The sequence below is a fragment of the Streptomyces sp. F001 genome (assembly GCF_004187715.1).
GTDB lineage: Bacteria > Actinomycetota > Actinomycetes > Streptomycetales > Streptomycetaceae > Streptomyces > Streptomyces flavusporus.
Genome location: NZ_QZWF01000024.1, coordinates 32,642 through 50,277 on the forward strand (window position 1 = coordinate 32,642; position 17,636 = coordinate 50,277).

Consider the following 17,636-nt stretch of genomic DNA (forward strand, 5'->3'; position numbering starts at 1 on the left):
GCTCCCCGGTGCGGGCGCCGTCAGCCGGACGCACCGGGCTCCGCCCGCCGGGCAGGGGGATGTGCACGACGGCCAAGGGCTTCTCGGTGAGTCCGTCCAGTCGTACCCCGGGCTCGCCCGCGCCCAGTGAGCGAGCCGCCAGGAACAGCGCGGCGGCCGCGTGCCCGGTGTCGAGCAGCAGCAGGGGCCAGCCCCGGTGCCCGTAGTGGGACACCGTGCGCCGAGCGGTGACGGACAGTTCGGCGGTCACACCCGGGGGTGTGCCGTCGGGAGGCTGGCCAAGAGGGTGGACGCGGTGGCGCAGCGGGTCGTAGCCGTAGCGTCCGGGCGGCAGGGAGCAGCCGGCGCCCACCAGGAGTTCGGTGTCCACCGGATGCAGCGCACCCGCGGACGGCGCGGGCCGCAACCGTCCGGAGCTGTCCGAGGCGGCCAGGGACAGCCGCAGCAGGGTCCACAGGTCGAGGTCCGCCGGGCCTGCCGCCGGAATCGGGCGCGGCGCACCCGGCCACGCCCGGACGGCTGTTCCGGCGGGCGTGTCGGGGCCGGGCCGCTCCACGGAGCGGGCGCGGGCGAGGGCGGCGACGAGGTCCGGCAGACGGTCCTCACGGGCGTGTTCCACGGGGAGGCCCTCACATGTGCGGCGGGGGCGCCAGGGTGAAGTCCCCCGGCGCCTGCGGCGGTTCGGCGCGCCAGCCGCGGGTGACGGCGGCTTCGGCGAGGCGCGGGCAGCCGAAGTAGCCGAAGGCCGCGGGGGCGTTCGGCAGGAGCCCGGAGACCAGGACCCTGGCGACGCGCAGCGCGGTCTCGGCCACGTCCTCGGTGGTGAGGTCGAACGTCATGACACGGTGGCCGCCGGCGCGCAGCGCGTTGTCCAGCCGCTCCCGGCTGCCGGGCTCGACCGCGTCGACGGACACGGTTCCGAGGGCCGGTGCGGTGAACCGCCGGGCCTCGGCCGCCATCCGCTCGTCCAGCCACACCTGCACATGCGCGCCCAGGTCCCGCACATGCTCGAACTGCTCGCCGCACACGTCGAGATAGCGGCCGTCGGCCCGGTGGTCCAGGTACAGCCCGCGCGCCAGCAGCCCGGCCTCGACGGCCTGGAACACCCAGCCCCCGGCGTCCGTCAGGCCCTGGGTGAAGACCCAGGTGTGCACGGCTTCCAGGACGGCCTTGCGGGCGGCTTCGGCCGGGTCGTACTTGCAGGCGAAACCCGCGGCGTACAGGCCGAGGCGCGGGTCGTGGACGAGCGCGGCCATACAGGGCGCGAACTCCGAGTGCATCTCGACGATGTGGACGTCGAACGCGGAGCCGGCCAAATCGTCGGCGAGGCCGGGCACGCTCGCCGGGTCGATACCGCGGGCCGGGCCGTCCAGGTGCCACCACAGTTCCAGGGCGTCGCGCTCGACGATCTCCAGCAGGCCGCGTTCGACGGCGTCCTCGAAGCCCTGCCCGGTGGCAATGCCGGCGTAGTTGAGGTGGTGGGTGCGCGGCAGCTCGCGCAGGGCGCCCTGGCGCCAGTTGAGGTGGGTGAGCGAGACGGGTGCCCAGACCTCGGCGGCCGTCCCGTCGGGCAGTCGTTCGCTGCCGCGGGTCCACAGGGCCGGGGTGTCGGCGGTGAGGGGGCGGTACGGGAACTTCTCGCGGGCGTACTGCCAGTCGGCGTAGGCGGGCAGGTCCTGCGGGCCGTAGAGCCGCAAACCCTTGTCGGTGAGTTCCGTGGCGGTGGCCCGCACGGGGGCGTCGGGGTGGCCGGGCGGCGGCACACGGTTGCCGCAGTAGCGTTCCACCCCTTCGGCTATGGCGGCGACGCGGGCTTGTGCCGGGTCGCCGAAGGTGGTGCCGAGGGAGACCCGGTCGGCGGGCCACAACCCGTGTCTGCGGGCGTCGGATATCTCGGCCGTGAGCGCGGTGTACCGGGGCGGGGCGCCCGCGGGGTGCTCGACGGGCTCGACCTTGCGGACGATGCCGCAGACAGGGTCGACGAGTGCTTCCAGGGGCAGCGCCGTCATCGCAGGATCTCCTCGGCGGTCGATGGGGTGGGCGGGACGGAAGCACGGGCAGCGTGAGCGCCACCCCGGCCGGGTCGACTTCGCGCCGGGAGACGAGCAGCCGGCCGGCCGTCACCGGGTCGTCGCCGGTGTGGGGATTGCGGGCGTGGGCCGGGAAGTGGTGCCCGGCGATCTCCAGGCGCAACCGGGTACCGGCCCGAAGCCGGCGCGCGAGCCGGCCGAGCTCGACGGTGAACTCGGTTGCCCTTCCTGCAGGTTCCTCGCGCCGCAGGACGCCGACGGCGAGACGCTCGGCGGTGCCCTCCGGTGCGAGGGCGACGAGCCGGACTGCCCAGTCGGCGGACGGCGTGTCGGCGGTGACCCGCAGCCGGACCCGCACGGGTCCGACCACGTCGAGCGGACGCGGCAGCGGCGCGGTGACCAGCAGGCAGCGGTCGGGCGGGCCGTCGGTGGGGACGGTCAGGTCGTCGGAGCGGACCGGGCGGTCGGGGTCGGCGGTGAAGGTGAGGCCGTGCAGCGGCCGCAGCCGTGGGGTACGCGGTGCGCCGTCGGTGCCGGCGGGCAGCCACAGGCCGGTGTCGCCCAGCGCGAGCGCACCGTGGCGGCCGGGGGCGAGTTCGCCGGTCAGCGCGCGGCGGGCCCAGCGCACGTACAGCTCGCCGAGGTTCAGCCGATGCGCGGGTCCCGCGTCCGGGCCGGGCGCGCCGACCAGGCCGTGCCCCCACGGACCGAGCAGCAGACGCGCCGAGGAACCGCCCCAGGCGTGCCACAGCGCGACGGTCTCGGCGGTGAAGTGGTCGTGGTGGCCGCCCACCGCGAGCAGGGGTGTCCCGGCGTGTGCCGCCCGAACGACGAGGCGCCCGCGATCATGGTGGCGCCACAGCCCCTCCCAGGAGGGCAGACTCCGGCCAAGCCGCTCGGGGAGACCGGACACCGGCAGGTGGGAGAGGAGGCCGGGGTCCGCGGCGAGGGCCTTGTCCAGCGCGCTCTCGTCGGAGTCCCGCCGGTCACCGTGGGCGGCCCACCATCCGGCGCGGGACAGCAGCCGCTCCGGGCCGGACGGCTCGCGCGCCGTGTCCGCGAGCCCGAGTGCGGGCACGGCCGCGATGACGGCGTCGGGCCGGGCGTCCTCGGGCACGTCGAGGGCGAGGACGAGGGCGCAGTGGGCGGCGTAGGAGGCGCCGACGGCCACCAGCCGCCCGTCGCTCCACGGCTGCCGCCGGATCCAGCGCACGGCCGCCGCTCCGTCGGCGGCCTCGTGCGTGTACGGGTGCCACTCCCCCGGTGACGCGAAGCGGCCGCGCACGTCCTGGACGACGGCGGCAAATCCGCGGCGGGCCCAGCCTCGCGCCTCGGCGCTGTGCCGGGTCCGGTCATAGGGGGTGCGGATCAGGACGGCGGGAAAGGGGCCGTCGCCGGCCGGAAGACATACGTCAGTGGCGAGTTCCGCCACCGCCGCACTGAACGCCGTCATATCTCCTTCCTCGGCATCGGTGCGACGACGGGCACCGGGAGGACGGGGTGCTCGGTGACGGTCAGCGTGCGCAGGTCCACGCACCGGAGCCGGCGACGTGCCGGGAGGCCGGCCTGGTCGGGGGCGCCGGTGGCCCACCGAGTGAGATCGTCCGCGAGAAGCGCCGCGAGCAGCGTGGCGGCGGGTGGGGTGAGCCGGACCGGCGCGCCGGAGGTGCGGGACCCGCTCCAGTACGCGGCCAGTTCGCGGTGGGCGGCGGTGGCTGCGAGCCGGCGGGAGCGGACGTGGGCCGAGGTGACGTCTCCGGGAGCGGCGGCCACCGGCTCGACGTACGCCTGCCAGCCTTCGCGGTGGCAGCGCAGCCACGCGACGCCGTGGCCGGGCAGGGTGTCGGCGGCGTCCCACAGTCCGTCCGGGACGGGTCCGTCGAGGCACCACACGACCGCGGAGGGGTCTCCGTCGAGCAGGTCCTCGACGCCCACCGGTGATCGGCCCGAGGCGGTGGCGGCCTCGGTCGTGAGAGGCCGGGCGCCCAGGGCGGCCAGCTGTGCGGCGAGCGGTTCCGTCAGTACCGAGTCGCCGAGGACCCGGATGTCCCGGCGAGCGGCGGGCCACTGCGAGTCTTGCGGCCCCTCCGCCAGGTAGCCTGCCGCCTCGAACGCCCGCACCACACGCTCGAGTTCCTCGCCCACCGGGTCCGTTGTCACGCCGGTGAGCCGGGAGAGCAGAACGTCCTCGTCGGCCCTCCCCGTCCTGACGCTGAGGAACTCCCCTTCCTGGGTCCGGACGGCGAGCCCTCGTCCGGGCACGGCGACGACCTCGACACCGGGGACGAGTCGGCTGCGGGACACGGTGATCCTCCTGACGAAAGGTGGGGGATGGGCGTGGGCCCGCCCGGAAGGCAACGGGCGGGCCCACGGTCGAGGGTGGCTGGACCCTCGCTTACTCCTCGTTGTCGTCGAAGGGGTTCTCGACGAGCGCGTTGGAGTGGGAGGCCGAGGCGTGGGCCAGCTGACCCTGGTCGGCGATCGGGGTGAAGATCTGCTCGTTGTCCATGAACTCTCCTCATACATCCGGGAGTTGCGGCGTTCGAGTGAGCGCCGTGACACACGCTAATGAATCTGATTTTCATATTCTAGACCTGAGAGGGGGTGATCTGGATAACACACCGGCCAGCCTCCCTCGGGGTCCCGGCCGACCCGTCCCGCCACCTTCAGCACGTCCGCCAGCAATCCCGGGGTCACCACCTCACCCGGTGTTCCGTCGGCTACCACACGGCCCTCGCGCAGGGCGACGATCCGCTCGGCGAACCGGGCCGCGTGGGCCAGGTCGTGCAGCACCATCACCACGGTGAGCCCGCGTTCCTCGCGCAGGCGGACCACCGTCTGCAGCACGTCGAGCTGGTGGTGCAGATCCAGGTAGGTGGTCGGCTCGTCGAGCAGCAGGGCGCGGGTGTCCTGGGCGAGCGCCATCGCCAGCCGCACCCGCTGCCGCTCGCCTCCGGACAGCGCGTCGACGTCACGGTCGGCCCACTCCTCCACCCCGACGTCACGCAGCGCCCGGTGCACGACGGGGTCGTCGCCCTCGCGCAGCATGCCCAGCGGTCCGCGCGCCGCGTATCGCCCCTGTCGCACGAGGTGACGGACCGTCATGCCCGGGACGGCCGGGGCGGACTGGTGCAGCAGCGCCACCCGCCGGGCCGTGGCGCGCCTCGAGAGCCGAGCGAGGTCGTCCCCTCCGAGGCGAACGCGCCCCTCGTCCGGTTGCAGCAGCCCGGCGGCCAGCCGCAGCAGGGTCGACTTGCCGCAGCCGTTCAGCCCGATGAGGGCGGTCAGTTCGCCCGGGCGGACGGTCAGGTCGACGCCCCGCAGTACAGGTCGTCCGGGGTAGCCGAAGTGGACCCCCTCGACGTGGATCCCCACGGACTCGGTCATGCTCTGTCCTCGATTCGACGTCAGAACGTACGGCTCGGCGTGCGGCGCACGACGACCAGCAGCAGGGCGGCGCCGAGGCAGGCGGTGAGCGCTCCGACCGGCAGCGTGAGCCGCCCGGAGTCCAGCGCCCCCGCCAGCAGCCGCGAGGACAGCTGCGCCGTCGCGTCCGCCCCGCACACCACCACAGCCCCCACCAGGGCGGCGCCGGGCAGGCTCACCCGCAGGTCCGCACCGAAGACGGCCACGGCCAGGTGCGGAACGAGCAGACCGACGAAGCCCAGCGCCCCGACGGCGGCCACCGCGCCCGCCGTCAGCGCCACCGCGCACAGCAGGGCCAGGGTCCGGGCCGGGCGAGCCGAGAGCCCGGCGGCCAGGGCGATGTCGTCCCCGCAGCGCAGCAGGGTCAGCGGCCCGGCCAGCAGCCAGGCGGCGGCCCCCCAGGCGAGCGCCCACGGCCACAGCAGGTGCCAGTGTTGCCACACCCGGCCCTCCGTGGTGCCCACCAGCCACTGGACAACGCTGCCGAGTTCGCCGGGCTCCACGAGCAGCACCATGGCGGTGAGTCCGCCGAGCACTGCCGACACCAGCACCCCGTGCACGGCGGTCTGCGCGGGGTCACCGCGCCCGCGGCCGGCGAGCAGCCACAGCAGCGCCGCTCCGGCACACCCGCCCGCGCACGCGGCGAGGACCACGGCCAGGGGCGAGTCCCACCCGGCGAGTCCCAGCGCGGTCGCGGTGACGGCGCCGAGCACCGCACCCGGGGTCACGCCCGTCACCTCCGGCCCGGCCAGGGGATTGCGCAGCGCGGACTGCAGGACTAGTCCCGCCACGGCCAGGCACGCGCCCGCACCGAGAGAGACCAGAAGCCTGGGCAGGCGAAGTTCGAAGAGGATGTGACGTTCCGTCGCGTCACCGCCGCCGTTGAGGACGTCCCAGGCCGCGCCCGGGGACATGCCGCGCCCGGCCACCAGTTCCACACCGGCGCACACGACGGCCAGTGCCGCGAGAACCGTGAAGCGCCGGGTCACCGTACGTCCTCCGTTCCGGAAGTCCTGGAAGGTTCCGTTCCGGAAGTCCTGGAAGGTGGCGGCCAGGCACCGCCGGGGCCACCGCGTCCGGACTCGTATCGATGTGCGTTGTCCGGTGCCCCTGTGCGGGGGACTCCGTCCGCCGCACCGGATACCGGCCTCCTCGGCCGGTGCAGCGTCGTGCGCACGGCAGCCGCAGCGGCCGTTCCACCCCGGCCCCCACGGCCGCGCCCGCCGGACCGCATCAGCGCGACCCCGGCCGGCACCCCCAGCAGGGCCGTCCAGGCACCGGCCGGTGTCTCCACGGGAGCCAGCGCCAGCCTGGCCGGCACATCGGCGGCCGTCACGACGACGGCACCCCAGGCGGCGGACCACGGAAGCCAGCGCACCGCCCCCGCAGCGGGGTCGAACCAGCGCGCCAGGTGCGGGGCGAGGAAACCCACCCACGCGACGGGTCCGCACACAGCCGTCACCGGGGCGATCAGCACCACGGCGATGGCCAGCGCGGCCAGCCGCGCGCGCTGCGCGCGCACACCCAGCGCCTCGGCGTCCTCGTCTCCCAGCCGCAGCACCGACAGCACCGGCGCGCACAGCACGAGTGCGGGGGCGGCGACGAGCAGCCACGGCCACAGGCCCGTCACGTCGTCCCAGGTCCGGGCCGAGAGGGAGCCGAGCAGGTAGCGGTAGATGAGCTGGAGGTCGAACTGGTCGGCCATGACCATCAGGACGAGCAGCGCGGCCTGCAGGGCGGCCGCCACCGCGGCACCGGTCAGCAGCACCGCGGACGGACTGCGGCCCAGCCCGGCGACAAGGAGCGTGAGCCCGCCGCCGAGCGCGGCCCCGCCGATGGCCAGCAGCGGCACGACGGCGGCCGGCAGCGACAGGCTCAGTACCAGCGGCGCGGCCACCCCCAGAGCGGCGCCGGACGAGACACCCAGCATCTCCGGCACCGCCAGGGGATTGCGCAGCGCCTCCTGGAGCACCAGCCCGGCCGCCCCCAGACAGGCTCCGGCAACGAGCGCAAGCACCAGTCGGGGCACGCGGAGTTCGGTGACGACGATCCCGGCGAGCGTGCTGTCCCCGTCCAGCACCGCGGCGACCAGCCGGTGCGGGGGAACGCCGGGGGTGCCGAGACTGAGCGCGCAGACCGAGGACACGGCCAGCAGTCCGACGACCAGGAGTGGTTGCCACCTCCGTGCGTCGCGCGACGGCCGAAGGCCGCCCGCCGCGGTGCGATCCACCGCGGCGGGAGCCGAGAGGGGCGACCTCACCGCAGCGCGGCCGTGGCCTCGTCGAGGACGATGCCCAGCGAACGGGTGCCGCGCCCCTTGGCCCACACCTCGGAGTTCACCTCGTGGACGTCGCCGTTCTTCACTGCCGGGATCTTGCCCCACAGAGGGTTCTCGGCCAGCTTCTCCGAGAGCTTGCCGTCCGCGTCGCCGAAGCTCATCGTCTCGACGAACAGTACGTCGACGTCCTTGGCGAGGATTTCCTCGAGGCTGTAACTGCCTTCCACACCACGGGACTTCCACGGGTAGTCGGCGATCTTGGGGAACAGGCTCGCGGCCACGTCGCTCTCCGGGGTCGCCACGCCGAAGTTCTCGTCACTGCCGTAGATGATGAGGGCGGTCTTCTCACTCGGGGCCTTCTCGGCCGCGGCGAGCTTGGTCCGGAAGGTCCTCTCGGCCTTCTCCCCCTCGGCGGTGCGTCCGGTGAGCGCGGCGACGTCGCGCAGGTATCCGACGCTGTCCTCCCACGTCTCGGGCTGCATGGCCCAGAACGTGGTGGCGCCCTTGAGCGCCGGGGCGAGCTTGCCGTGCGTGTCCCCCAGCCCGATGACGAGATCGGGCTTGTGGGAGAGGATCGCCTCCACCTCGGGGGCGATGAAGCCGCCGGGGATGACGTCGACCTCCTTGGCCTTCGCCTCCCCCAGGAAGTCCGGGTGGGCCAGCAGCGCGCTGTTGGTGGCCGTCGGCACGATGCCCAGTTCGGTCAGGATGTCGTCGCACAGGGCGAACAGGCAGACGATCCGCTCCGGCTTCTTCTTCAGGGCGATCTTGGCGCCGTTCGTGTCGGTCAACTCCGTCGCCGCCTCGATGGGTTCGACGGTGACCTCGGTCTTCGGGGCGGGCCTGGCCTTGTCGCTCGCGGGTTCCTCGGACGACGAGCCGCAGCCGACCAGGACGGAACCCACCACCGCTGCGGTGATCCAAGTGCGGACGAATCTCGACGGTGAGCGCAGCATCGATGCCCTCGCTTCTTCTCAAGTGCTGGGAACGCACCGAAGATACATGATAATCGTTTTCACCAGACCGGTTTTCTGGAGGATTTCATGCCCGCTGCCGCTCCCGTCCTGCTCGTCTCCGACCACGTGAACGGTTCCGTACATGTGGTGACCGTGCCGGACGGCGCCGTCGCGGGGCGTCTCACCGGCCGTCATCTCTCGGAGCACGCCGGGTTTCTGGCGCTGCCGGGAGGGCGGGTGGCCTGTGTCGACGACCGCCGTGGGGAGCTGCTGGTGCTCGATCCCTTCGCGGAGGAGCTCGTGGAACGGGCGGTCCCGGTCGCCGTGCCGGCCGAGCACATCGCGTGCGACCCGTCCGGTCACCGGCTGGCCGTGACCACCGGCCTGGGCGGGAACACCGAACCGTGGTCGGACCTGCTGACGGTCGTCGACCTGGCCACCGGAGAGGCCGCCCATGTACGCACGCGTGTCGGCGAGCCGGGCGTGACGGTGCTGGGCGGCGAGGACCCCTTGGTCGTGCTGCGGCACCGGGAATCCGGTGCGCTGGCCGTGCACCGGTTCGCGGACCTCCTCGCGGCTGCGCCCGGCTGTCCTCCGGTCACACCCCACGCAGTTCTGCCGTTGCCGGACGACGGCCACGGGGACGCTCAGGATCCCCGCACGGAACATGTGTTCGCGGCCACGGGCGAGGGGGTGCACCGGGCCCGGAGGAAGGGGGACGCACTCACCGCAGAGACGGTCATCCCCTGGGGATCGCCCGCCCGGGGCTGGTACCTCCGGCTCGACACCCGCCGGCAGGCCCTGTGGAGCACGCTGCGCGGCGGTGATCCGGACCCGCTGCGGTGGCCGGAATGGACCAACCAGGCGTGGCGGCACGACCTGGAGACGGGACGCACGTTCCACACGGAACTCGGCCCCGGACTCGTCTTCCGCCTGGCCCTCGCCCGGCGCCACACCGCCTTCACGCGGATCCACCCCGACGGCGACGAACTGGTCCTCCTGGACGACGACGGCAGCGTCCACCGCTGTCCCCTGCCTTCCATGGACGGCGCTCCACGTCGCGGCGGCACCCCCTGGGAGGGCGTCCAGCGCCGGGCGGTGGCCGCCTCACCGGGCTCCGACTGGGTCGCCGTCAGCCGGGGCGGCCACGGCGAGGTGCACCTCGTCGACGCGGAGACCGGCCACGAGGCGACCCGCGTCCGGCTGAGCACACCTCTGCATCACGGCGGCCACATGGCACTGTGCGGCCGGAACGACGGTGCCGACGGTGATCCCGTCGGCCGTTGAGGCGAGTTCCGGACCGGACCGGGCCGGTCCGGGCGAGCGGCGTGCCCCCGCCGGCGCGGCCGGAAGGCCGGGGCGGCGAGGGCACGATGGCGTGGCAGGACAGCAGGCGGTCAGTGACCGGCGACGACGCCCGACAGCTCGTTGGTGCTCTTCGGCAGGGTGACGGAGGTGATCTTCTTCCCCGTCTCCAGGTCGATGGCGTGCAGGGCCTTCTTGCCGGGCTCGGACACGTACGCGGTGTGGTCGCGGACGAACAGGGTCGGCCGGGCCTGCTGCCAGTCCAGCGGCTCCTGCCACTCCCCCACGGCGGGGATCCTCTTCTCGACCTTGCCGGTGTTCTGGTCGATGACGTGGATGGCGCCGTCGGTGCCGAGGACCAGGGCCTCCCCGTGCGGTCCGCGAGCCAGTGAGCGGAAGGAGTAGCTGGTGCCCAGGTTCACCAGGCGCAGCTTCTTCTTCTCCGTGTCGATGAGGGAGATGCGGGTGGGCCGCTCCAACTCGGCCTCCGGGTCGGTCTTGTAGTCGCCCAGGAGGATCGGCGAGGTGTCGCTGCCGGCCTGGTTGCCGATGCGGCCGTAGTCGTCGGGGGCGTCGATCTTGGTGAACTTCCCGTCCTCGTAGATCAGGATGCCGTCCTCGCAGCCGATGCCGATGGCTTCGTTCCTGGCGGCCGCCTCGCCGTGGACACCGGGGCAGTCCTCGTTGCGCGCGATCTCCTTGTTGTTCTTGTCCAGCACCAGCGCGCCGGTGCGCTTCTCCTCGGTGCCCAGGGTGCTGAGGAGTGTGCCGTCGGCCAGTTCGATGGCGACACCGTGGTGCGGCTCGGCGGAGGTGTAGGTGCGTCCTTCCGGCTTCTTGCCGCTGCTCAGGTCTGCGGGGTCGAAGACGTTGACCTCTCCGGTGCCGTCGGTGAAGAGCACCGTCTTCCCGGCGTGACGTACGACGTGGCCGGGCTCGGCACCCTTGTACGCGATGTCGGTGAGGGTCTGCCCGGTGGCGTTCAGGATGCGGAAGCCGGTGTCGGTGGAGACGACGACGTGGTCCTCGTCACCCGCCGGGTTGACCCGGTTGAAGCCGGGGAGCTCGATGGTCCTGGCCGTCTTGAGGCTCTCGCCGTCCAGGATGTAGAGGCCGCCGTCGAAGGTGGCAACCAGCGGGTCCTTGACCGCGGTGGCCTTGGCGCCCGGGGCGTTCTTCGCCTTCGTGTCGGAAGAGGAGGAAGAGTCCTCCCCTCCGCAGGCGGTCAGAACCGTGGACACCGCCAGGGCGAGTGCCGTGCCCGTGAGAGCTCTGTTGCGTATCGACTTGTTCATCGGTGTGTTCCTTTCCGCGCCGCTCGGTGGCGGCAGTGAGGTGGAGGGATGGCTCGTCAGCCGGTGGTGCAAGTGAGGCCCGTGGGGTCAGCCGCCGGTCAGACCGTCGACCATGGCGGTGGTGTTGGCCCGCATCATCCGCAGATAGGTGTCGGCGCCCTCGCCCTTGGCGGTCAGCGACTCCGAGTAGAGCTCGACGACCTGAACCCGGCCGCCCATTTCCGCACGCAGCACCTCGGCGAGCCGTCGGGGCTGGGAGGAGTCGGCGAAGACGGTGCGTACGCCCGCCCGTTCCATCGCCTCGGTGAGGGAGCGGAGATCCGAGGAGCTGGGCGAGGCCAGCGTGGTGCCGCTGGGGATGACCGCGCCGATCACCCTCAGGCCGAAGCGGTCGGCGAGGTATCCGAAGACGTGGTGGTTGGTGACCAGGGCCCGCTTGCCCTCGGGAACGCGGTCGAAGGACTTCTCCATCCAGGCGGTGAGGCCGGTGAGTTCCTCGGCGTAGCGGTCGGCGTTGGCGCGTATCGTGCCGGCGTCCACGCCGTCGACGTGCTCGATGACCTGGTCGGCTATCAGACCGGTGGCCTTGCGCACCCGGTCGGGGTCGGTCCAGAAATGCGGATCGGGTTGCCCCTCCTCACTGCGAGGGCCGCCGTCGTCGGCCGTGCGGAAGGTGAGCGGGTCGGCCGCCTCGCCGGCCGCGAAGGTGGCGACACCGGACTCGCGGGCGGCCTCCACATGCCGGAGTACGTTCTCCTCCAGCCCCAGGCCGTTGTAGACGACGAGATCGGCCCGTTCCAGTTCGGCGGCCTGCACCGCCGACAGACCGAAGGAGTGCGGGTCGGCGTTGGGCTTCATCAGAACGGTGACGTCGGCCTGGTCACCGACGATCTCCCGGGTGACGTCGCCGAGGATGTTGGTCGTGACGACGACGCCGGGCCGGTCGTCGTCGGTGGTGCACGCCGTCGCGGTCGCGGCGGTGACGAGGGCGAGCAGGCCCACGATCAGACTGCGCAGACGCGCGATGCCCACCCTCGCGCGCTGCTTCGCCTCGGTCCGGCTCATCGGCCGGTCTCCGCCATGAGGACCGGCTTGACGTCCAGGTCGAAGGAGCGCGCGATGCGCAGGCCGTCGTTGTAGTCGATTTCGAACACCTTCTTGCCTTCGGGGTCGTTGACGTAGGCGCGGCTGCGGTCCACCTCGATCACGGGGGCGCTGCCGTCGGCGCCTGCCCCCTTCCCTCCGGTCAGCAGAGGCTTGGTCCGCGCGGTCCGCTTTCCGGTGGTGATGTCGTAGCCGTGCAGCGCGCCGTCGGACTGCAGGACGAGCAGTGGGGAGCCTTCTCCGGCCGTGTTGGCCGCGACGACCGGACCGGTGTCGACCCGGGTCCAGGTCCGCTCGGTGACGTCGAGGACCCATACGGCGTCGCTTCCGGCCGGGGCGGTGAGGGTGTCGCTGCCGGGCCGCTGGCGGAAGGAGGTCGCCCGCTCCCGCGCCGGAACGTCCCTTCCGTAGGGGATCTCCTCGGCGGTGAAGGCGCCGTCCTCGGTCCGGACGAGCAGGGCGCCACCGGCGCAGCCCAGGATCACGCCCCGCCGGGTGACGGCGTCTCCTCGGGGCTGCTCGCACTCCACGTCCGGGGAGGCGACGCGTTCGCCCTTGCGGTCGAGGACGACGAGCCTGGTGGCGCCGCCCTTGTCCGCGAAGGCGAGCAGGTGCTCCTCGTACGGCACGACGGCGCCGGTGTAGGTGCCCGGCAGCGTCCGGGGGGATGCGATCCTTCCCTTCTCCAGCTTGCCGCGGTCGTAGAGGAGGGCGCGCCCGTCGTCGGTCACCGCCGTCACGGCGGCATCGCTGCGTACCTGCGCCCGGCTGCGCGCGGGGAGTTCACCCACGTCGCGTACCGCCGCGCTGTAGTAGTGGACGTGGTCACCGTGGTCCACCATCCAGGCGCCGCTGTCGATCACATGGGTACCGCCGGACGCGTGGAGGTAGCCGAACCGCCCGTCCGTTCCGAGCCGGACGGCGCCTTTCACCCGGTCGGTCTGCTGCACCTTGCCGGTGATGAGGTCGAGAACCCTGCTACTGCCGCTGCGGGGGTCGTTCAGCAGGAGCCGGGACTGCTGCTCGGCGGCCTCCCGCGCTCCCTCGACGTACCCGTGCGGAGTGGCGGAGGGGGAACTCGCCGCAGGGCGGGAGTCGTCGCCCTTGTCCGCCGCGCAGCCCGTGGCGAGCAGCGCGGTGAGTGCCAGTGCGGCCGAAGCCCACGGAGTGACGTTTCTGCGGACGGTCATGACGATCGCCTCAAGCTTCTTTCAGTTGACTTCGAGTACGGCAGCGGCGGCGGGGGCGTGGGGCGCACGGCGGTGAAGCAGACCGGACGCCGCGTGGGAGAGGAAGAACAGGCTCACCGCGAGTGCCGCGACGGTCGCGCCGGCGGCGGTGCTCAAGTGCCAGGACAGCAGCAGGCCGCCGAACGTGGCGGTGGCTCCGAGGACGGCGGCGAGCGCCATGACCCCGCGCACACTGCGCGCCCAGGGCAGCGCGGCCGCCGGCGGCGCGATGAGCAGTCCGAGGACGAGCAGCGTTCCCACGATGTGGAACGAGGCGACGATCGCCAGGCCGAGCAGGCCGAGCAGCACCGCGTGGGCCAGACGCGGCCGCAGCCCCAGGGTCTGGGCCTTGCGCGCGTCGAACGTCAGGGCCAGGAAGGCGCGGTGGCCAAGGACCGACACCACCAGCGCCGCGAGCAGCGCCGCCGCGAGCACGAGGAGGTCCTGCTGCCGGACGGCGAGCACGTCACCGAAGAGGAAACCGGTCAGGTCGACCGCGAAGGACTGCGAACGCGAGACGATGATCACGCCGAGCGAGAGCATGCCCACGAACAGCAGTCCGATGCCGGTGTCCTGGGACAGCCTCGGTGTACGGCCCAGCGCGGTGACGCCGGCCGTCATGACGGCGGCGCTGACCACCGCGCCCACCATCAGGTTCCCGCCGAACAGCGCGGCCAGCGCGACACCCGGCAGCAGCCCGTGCGACATGGCGTCCCCCAGGAAGGCCATTCCCCTCAGCACCACCCAGGTGCCCGCCAGTGCACAGATCGCGGACACGAGAATCCCGCCCCACAGGGCCCGCTGCACAAAGGTGACCTCGAAGGGGGCCGTCAACCATTCCATGACCGAGACACTACAATGAAAACCATGTTCAAAAAACCCGGCCCCTCACCCACCCCACCCCTGGAGCGGACCGCCCACATCCGCTTCCACGGGCTGTGTGCCGGCTATCCAGGGCGCCCAGTACTCCATCAAGTCAGCGCGGAAGTACCCGCGTTGGCCACGACCGCGCTTGTCGGTCCGAATGGCAGCGGCAAGTCGACCCTGCTCGGCGTGCTCGCCGGTGTGATCCGTCCGACATCCGGCGATCTCCACCGCAACGGAGACCGGCCGCCCGCCTTCGTGCCGCAGCGCGGAGCCGTCGGCGACACCCTGCCGCTCACCGTCCGGGAGACCGTGGAGATGGGGCGCTGGGGCGAGCGCGGCCCGTGGCGCCGGCTGGCCCGCCAGGACCACGCGATCGTCGACGCCGCGCTCGACCGGCTCGGCATCCGGGACCTCACCTCACGTCAACTGGGCGAGCTGTCGGGCGGGCAGCGTCAACGCGCGCTCATCGCACAGGGGTTGGCGCAGGGATCGGACCTGCTGCTCCTCGACGAACCGACCACGGGCCTGGATCCGGAAGCGCGGGAGCGAATCGGGGCGCTGCTGAAGGACCTCGTCGCAGACGGGGTGACGGTCGTTCAGGCCACGCACGACCTGGAGGCCGCGCGCACGGCGGACGCATGCCTCCTGCTCCGGGACGGCCGCCTTGCCGGGCAGGGACATCCGGACCAGGTCCTCACCACGTCGGCACTGGCCCGCATCTGGCAACCCCTCTGAAAAGCGGCGACACACACCACTTTCGACGGCCGGGCCGAGGTCGCCGGTCAACACCCGGGACCGAGGCACCGGCCCGACGTGCCCACACCGACCGTGAGGAGCCTCCCGCCCGGCCCCCACTGGGAGAAGCTCTCCCGGTCAGGGGCCGCCGTGGGGCGCTGACGCACCAAGAGCGCCGGTCACCGGTCTCGTCGCCGCGCACGTGGAAGCACCTCTCCCCGCTCCTGCGGCTGCTGATCCTGACCCAACTCGCCTTCAACATCGGCTTCTACGCCGTCCTGCCGTTTCTCGCCGAGCACCTCGGCACGGCGATCGGCATGGCGGGCCGGCTGGTCGGTTTCGTACTGGGCCTCAGGACCTTCAGCCAGCAGGGGTTGTTCGTGGTCGGTGGCTGGCTCGTCGACCGGTACGGAGTACGGCCCGTCGTCCTCGTGGGCTGCGTCCTGCGCGTCGCCGGGTTCGCTTGGCTGGGGTTCGCGGAGGCCACCTGGACGGTGATCGGCTCGGTGCTGCTGATCGGCTTCGCGGCCGCGCTGTTCTCCCCGGCCGTGGATCGGAGGTGGCCCGGCAGGCGGTGGTCTGGGAGGAGGAGGAACACGGCTCACGCACCCGCGTGCTGGCCCTGCTGTCCGCCGCCGGCCAGGCCGGGGCCTTCGTCGGCCCGTTGCTCGGCGGACTGCTGCTCGCCGTGGACTTCCGTACCGCCTGCCTCGCCGGGGCGGGCGTCTTCGTCCTCGTCCTCGCCGGGCACGCGCGGCTGATGCCGCAGCCCATACCCGGCCGGGTCCGAACCCGCGACCAGGGCGGAATACGCGTGCTGCTGCGCAACCGCCGCTTCCTCGCTCTGTGCTGCGCCTACGGCAGCTATCTGCTCGCCTACAACCAGCTCTACCTCGCCCTGCCCGACGAGGTGGAGCGCACGACGGGCTCCCAGGCAGCCCTGTCCTGGCTGTTCGCCCTGTCGTCCCTGCTGGTCGTGGTCGCACAGCTGCCGGTCACCCGGTGGGTGGGCGACCGGCTCGACCTGCGCCGTTCCATGGCCGACGGGCTGCTGCTGGTCGCGGCCGGGTTCGCCGTCGTGGCGGCGGCGCGCCCGGCGGGCTGGACCGGCCTCGCGGGGCTGCTGCCCGCCGCCGGGTACCTCGTCCTGCTCACCCTCGGCCAGAGGCTGATCGTGCCCGCCGCGCGCGCCTGGGTTCCCGACCTCGCCGAGGAGGGCCGCATCGGCCTCTATACGGGCGCCCTGTCCTCCGTCTTCGGGCTGATCGTCCTCATCGGCAGCTCGGCCACCGGTTCCCTGCTCGACCTGGGACTCCCGGCCGCCGTGCCATGGCTGGTCCTCGCCGCCGTACCCACGCTGACGGTAGGGCTGCTGCCGCGCGGTCCGGAAGCGGACCCGGCACGCTGACAGTGACGCCGGGTCCTCGGCACGGAGGGCGGGGGGCTCAGCCCTGTTCGAAGTGGCTCGGTCTGCCGTCGTGGTGGACCAGGCGGCCCAGCTGTTCGGCGCGGACGCGGGGCATGAGGGTCCAGGTGCCGTCGGTGCGGCGCAGGGCCGCCGAGTGCCAGGGGGTTGTCCAGGCGTCGGGCGCGTCGAGGAGGCGGATGCCGAACTTGGGCGTGCCGACGGGCTGGGGGTGGATGGACAGGCGTACCGAGCGAGGATGGTGCTCGGCGATCAGGTCGCCCCAGGCGCGGCTGCGCTGGATGACGCCGTACGCCCGCTTGCGGCACTCGCGCTGGAGGGCGGAGCGGGTGCCGGTGAAGTCGGCGGTGTCGTCGACGAGGAAGCGGGTGATGCCCCGGTAGAGGGCGGGGTGGGGGCGTGGGTGCGGACCTCGGCGCGCAGGGCGTCCAGGGTGGGGGCATATCGCTCGTGCACGTGGGCGCGTTTGGTGTCGTGCGGGAGGTCGCCGAGGACATCTCGCAGGTCGAAGACGGAGAGGCGGTGCAGGCCCAGGTTGCGTATGAGGGCTCTGAGTTCGTCGGAGTAGGCGTCAATGTGGGCATCGGGGACGCGGATCAGGTCGCCGAAGACGTGGCCGTCGGAACAGATGATCACGCGGGCGCCGGGTGCGTGGATCCGCTCGATCTCGCCGCACAGGGTGTTCAGGAAGGTGAGGGATAGGCGTTCGCCCTGGTCGGGGAGGTGGCCGAGGACCTTGGCGGGGTTGGGTGACTTGCAGGGGAAGCCAGGGAGGGTGAAGACCACGCCTTCGCCCGCGCGGACGAAGGCGTCGATCTGGCGTAGTTGGTGCGGGAACGCCTGCGCTCCTGCTCGGGAAGGGTCGGTGGTGCGGTGGTGCGGGAGCAGCAGGTTCAGGATCGCGGCGCTGATGCTGCTGGTGGAGCGGGTGTCCGGTGCGGTCGTCAGTGGCATGGGGTGGGGTCCTCCGAGACGGTGTGAGGGC

The 17,636-nt window shown here is 72.7% G+C and carries 13 protein-coding genes and 3 pseudogenes; 3 read left to right on the forward strand and 13 right to left on the reverse strand.

Annotation, left to right across the window (positions count from 1 at the left end; all coding sequences use genetic code 11):
- Positions 1 to 629: 629 nt before the first annotated feature.
- From StrepF001_RS38435 to StrepF001_RS38465, 8 genes and pseudogenes are all read right to left on the reverse strand, one after another.
- Positions 630 to 2,009, reverse strand: a complete 1,380-nt coding sequence (locus StrepF001_RS38435) for a YcaO-like family protein (RefSeq protein ID WP_129802804.1) — start codon at positions 2,007 to 2,009, stop codon at positions 630 to 632.
- Between the two features lie 40 nt (positions 2,010 to 2,049).
- Positions 2,050 to 3,483 (reverse strand): annotated as a pseudogene (locus StrepF001_RS38440) (CocE/NonD family hydrolase); the annotation flags it as partial.
- On the reverse strand, positions 3,480 to 4,334 hold the full coding sequence (locus tag StrepF001_RS38445; protein ID WP_129802805.1) for a hypothetical protein: 855 nt from the start codon (positions 4,332 to 4,334) through the stop codon (positions 3,480 to 3,482). The gene StrepF001_RS38445 and the pseudogene StrepF001_RS38440, both read right to left, overlap by 4 nt.
- 91 nt (positions 4,335 to 4,425) lie before the next feature.
- Positions 4,426 to 4,539, reverse strand: a complete 114-nt coding sequence (amiA, locus tag StrepF001_RS48735; RefSeq protein ID WP_240797855.1) for a streptamidine family RiPP — start codon at positions 4,537 to 4,539, stop codon at positions 4,426 to 4,428.
- Positions 4,540 to 4,595: 56 nt separating this feature from the next.
- On the reverse strand, positions 4,596 to 5,417 hold the full coding sequence (locus tag StrepF001_RS38450; protein ID WP_129802806.1) for an ABC transporter ATP-binding protein: 822 nt from the start codon (positions 5,415 to 5,417) through the stop codon (positions 4,596 to 4,598).
- A gap of 20 nt (positions 5,418 to 5,437) precedes the next feature.
- Complete coding sequence (locus StrepF001_RS38455; protein ID WP_240797858.1) at positions 5,438 to 6,370, reverse strand: iron ABC transporter permease; 933 nt, start codon at positions 6,368 to 6,370, stop codon at positions 5,438 to 5,440.
- A 71-nt stretch (positions 6,371 to 6,441) separates the two neighbouring features.
- Positions 6,442 to 7,608: an iron ABC transporter permease gene (locus StrepF001_RS38460; RefSeq protein ID WP_129802832.1), complete on the reverse strand. Its 1,167-nt coding sequence runs from the start codon at positions 7,606 to 7,608 to the stop codon at positions 6,442 to 6,444.
- A 104-nt stretch (positions 7,609 to 7,712) separates the two neighbouring features.
- A complete protein-coding gene (locus StrepF001_RS38465) occupies positions 7,713 to 8,690 on the reverse strand; it encodes an ABC transporter substrate-binding protein (protein WP_206307069.1) in 978 nt (325 codons plus the stop codon).
- 87 nt (positions 8,691 to 8,777) lie between these two features.
- On the opposite strand from StrepF001_RS38465, the gene StrepF001_RS38470 reads away from it, so the two are divergent.
- Positions 8,778 to 9,977, forward strand: coding sequence for a hypothetical protein (locus StrepF001_RS38470; RefSeq protein ID WP_129802808.1), 1,200 nt, complete (start codon positions 8,778 to 8,780; stop codon positions 9,975 to 9,977).
- Positions 9,978 to 10,087: 110 nt separating this feature from the next.
- On the opposite strand, the gene aztD is transcribed toward StrepF001_RS38470, so the two are convergent.
- The 4 genes from aztD to aztB all read right to left on the reverse strand — a co-directional run bounded on the left by aztD (position 10,088) and on the right by aztB (position 14,466).
- Positions 10,088 to 11,290, reverse strand: a complete 1,203-nt coding sequence (gene aztD / locus StrepF001_RS38475; protein WP_129802809.1) for a zinc metallochaperone AztD — start codon at positions 11,288 to 11,290, stop codon at positions 10,088 to 10,090.
- An 87-nt stretch (positions 11,291 to 11,377) separates the two neighbouring features.
- Positions 11,378 to 12,355, reverse strand: a complete 978-nt coding sequence (gene aztC / locus StrepF001_RS38480) for a zinc ABC transporter substrate-binding protein AztC (RefSeq protein WP_129802810.1) — start codon at positions 12,353 to 12,355, stop codon at positions 11,378 to 11,380.
- On the reverse strand, positions 12,352 to 13,584 hold the full coding sequence (locus tag StrepF001_RS38485) for a hypothetical protein (RefSeq protein ID WP_129802811.1): 1,233 nt from the start codon (positions 13,582 to 13,584) through the stop codon (positions 12,352 to 12,354). The genes aztC and StrepF001_RS38485 overlap by 4 nt, the downstream gene beginning before the upstream one ends.
- Before the next feature lie 21 nt (positions 13,585 to 13,605).
- Positions 13,606 to 14,466 carry a zinc ABC transporter permease AztB gene (gene aztB / locus StrepF001_RS38490; RefSeq protein WP_129802812.1) on the reverse strand — a complete coding sequence of 287 codons (861 nt, stop codon included), beginning with the start codon at positions 14,464 to 14,466 and terminating at the stop codon, positions 13,606 to 13,608.
- A 15-nt stretch (positions 14,467 to 14,481) separates the two neighbouring features.
- Between aztB and aztA the strand changes: the two genes are divergently transcribed.
- Both aztA and StrepF001_RS38500 read left to right on the forward strand, forming a co-directional pair.
- Positions 14,482 to 15,225: a zinc ABC transporter ATP-binding protein AztA gene (gene aztA, locus StrepF001_RS38495; protein WP_129802813.1), complete on the forward strand. Its 744-nt coding sequence runs from the start codon at positions 14,482 to 14,484 to the stop codon at positions 15,223 to 15,225.
- A 158-nt stretch (positions 15,226 to 15,383) separates the two neighbouring features.
- A pseudogene (locus tag StrepF001_RS38500) lies at positions 15,384 to 16,633 on the forward strand (MFS transporter).
- 37 nt (positions 16,634 to 16,670) lie between these two features.
- Here StrepF001_RS38500 and StrepF001_RS38505 read toward each other — a convergent pair.
- Positions 16,671 to 17,605, reverse strand: a pseudogene (locus StrepF001_RS38505) (isocyanide synthase family protein).
- Positions 17,606 to 17,636: the final 31 nt, after the last annotated feature.

Excerpts from the sequence above, each read along its gene's own strand:
- StrepF001_RS38435 (WP_129802804.1), bottom strand. The coding sequence starts at position 2,009 with ATGACGGCGCTGCCCCTGGAAGCACTCGTCGACCCTGTCTGCGGCATC.
- amiA (WP_240797855.1), bottom strand. The coding sequence starts at position 4,539 with ATGGACAACGAGCAGATCTTCACCCCGATCGCCGACCAGGGTCAGCTG.
- StrepF001_RS38450 (WP_129802806.1), bottom strand. The coding sequence starts at position 5,417 with ATGACCGAGTCCGTGGGGATCCACGTCGAGGGGGTCCACTTCGGCTAC.
- StrepF001_RS38455 (WP_240797858.1), bottom strand. The coding sequence starts at position 6,370 with ATGTCCCCGGGCGCGGCCTGGGACGTCCTCAACGGCGGCGGTGACGCG.
- StrepF001_RS38465 (WP_206307069.1), bottom strand. The coding sequence starts at position 8,690 with ATGCTGCGCTCACCGTCGAGATTCGTCCGCACTTGGATCACCGCAGCG.
- StrepF001_RS38470 (WP_129802808.1), top strand. The coding sequence starts at position 8,778 with ATGCCCGCTGCCGCTCCCGTCCTGCTCGTCTCCGACCACGTGAACGGT.
- aztD (WP_129802809.1), bottom strand. The coding sequence starts at position 11,290 with ATGAACAAGTCGATACGCAACAGAGCTCTCACGGGCACGGCACTCGCC.
- aztC (WP_129802810.1), bottom strand. The coding sequence starts at position 12,355 with ATGAGCCGGACCGAGGCGAAGCAGCGCGCGAGGGTGGGCATCGCGCGT.
- StrepF001_RS38485 (WP_129802811.1), bottom strand. The coding sequence starts at position 13,584 with ATGACCGTCCGCAGAAACGTCACTCCGTGGGCTTCGGCCGCACTGGCA.
- aztB (WP_129802812.1), bottom strand. The coding sequence starts at position 14,466 with ATGGAATGGTTGACGGCCCCCTTCGAGGTCACCTTTGTGCAGCGGGCC.
- aztA (WP_129802813.1), top strand. The coding sequence starts at position 14,482 with ATGAAAACCATGTTCAAAAAACCCGGCCCCTCACCCACCCCACCCCTG.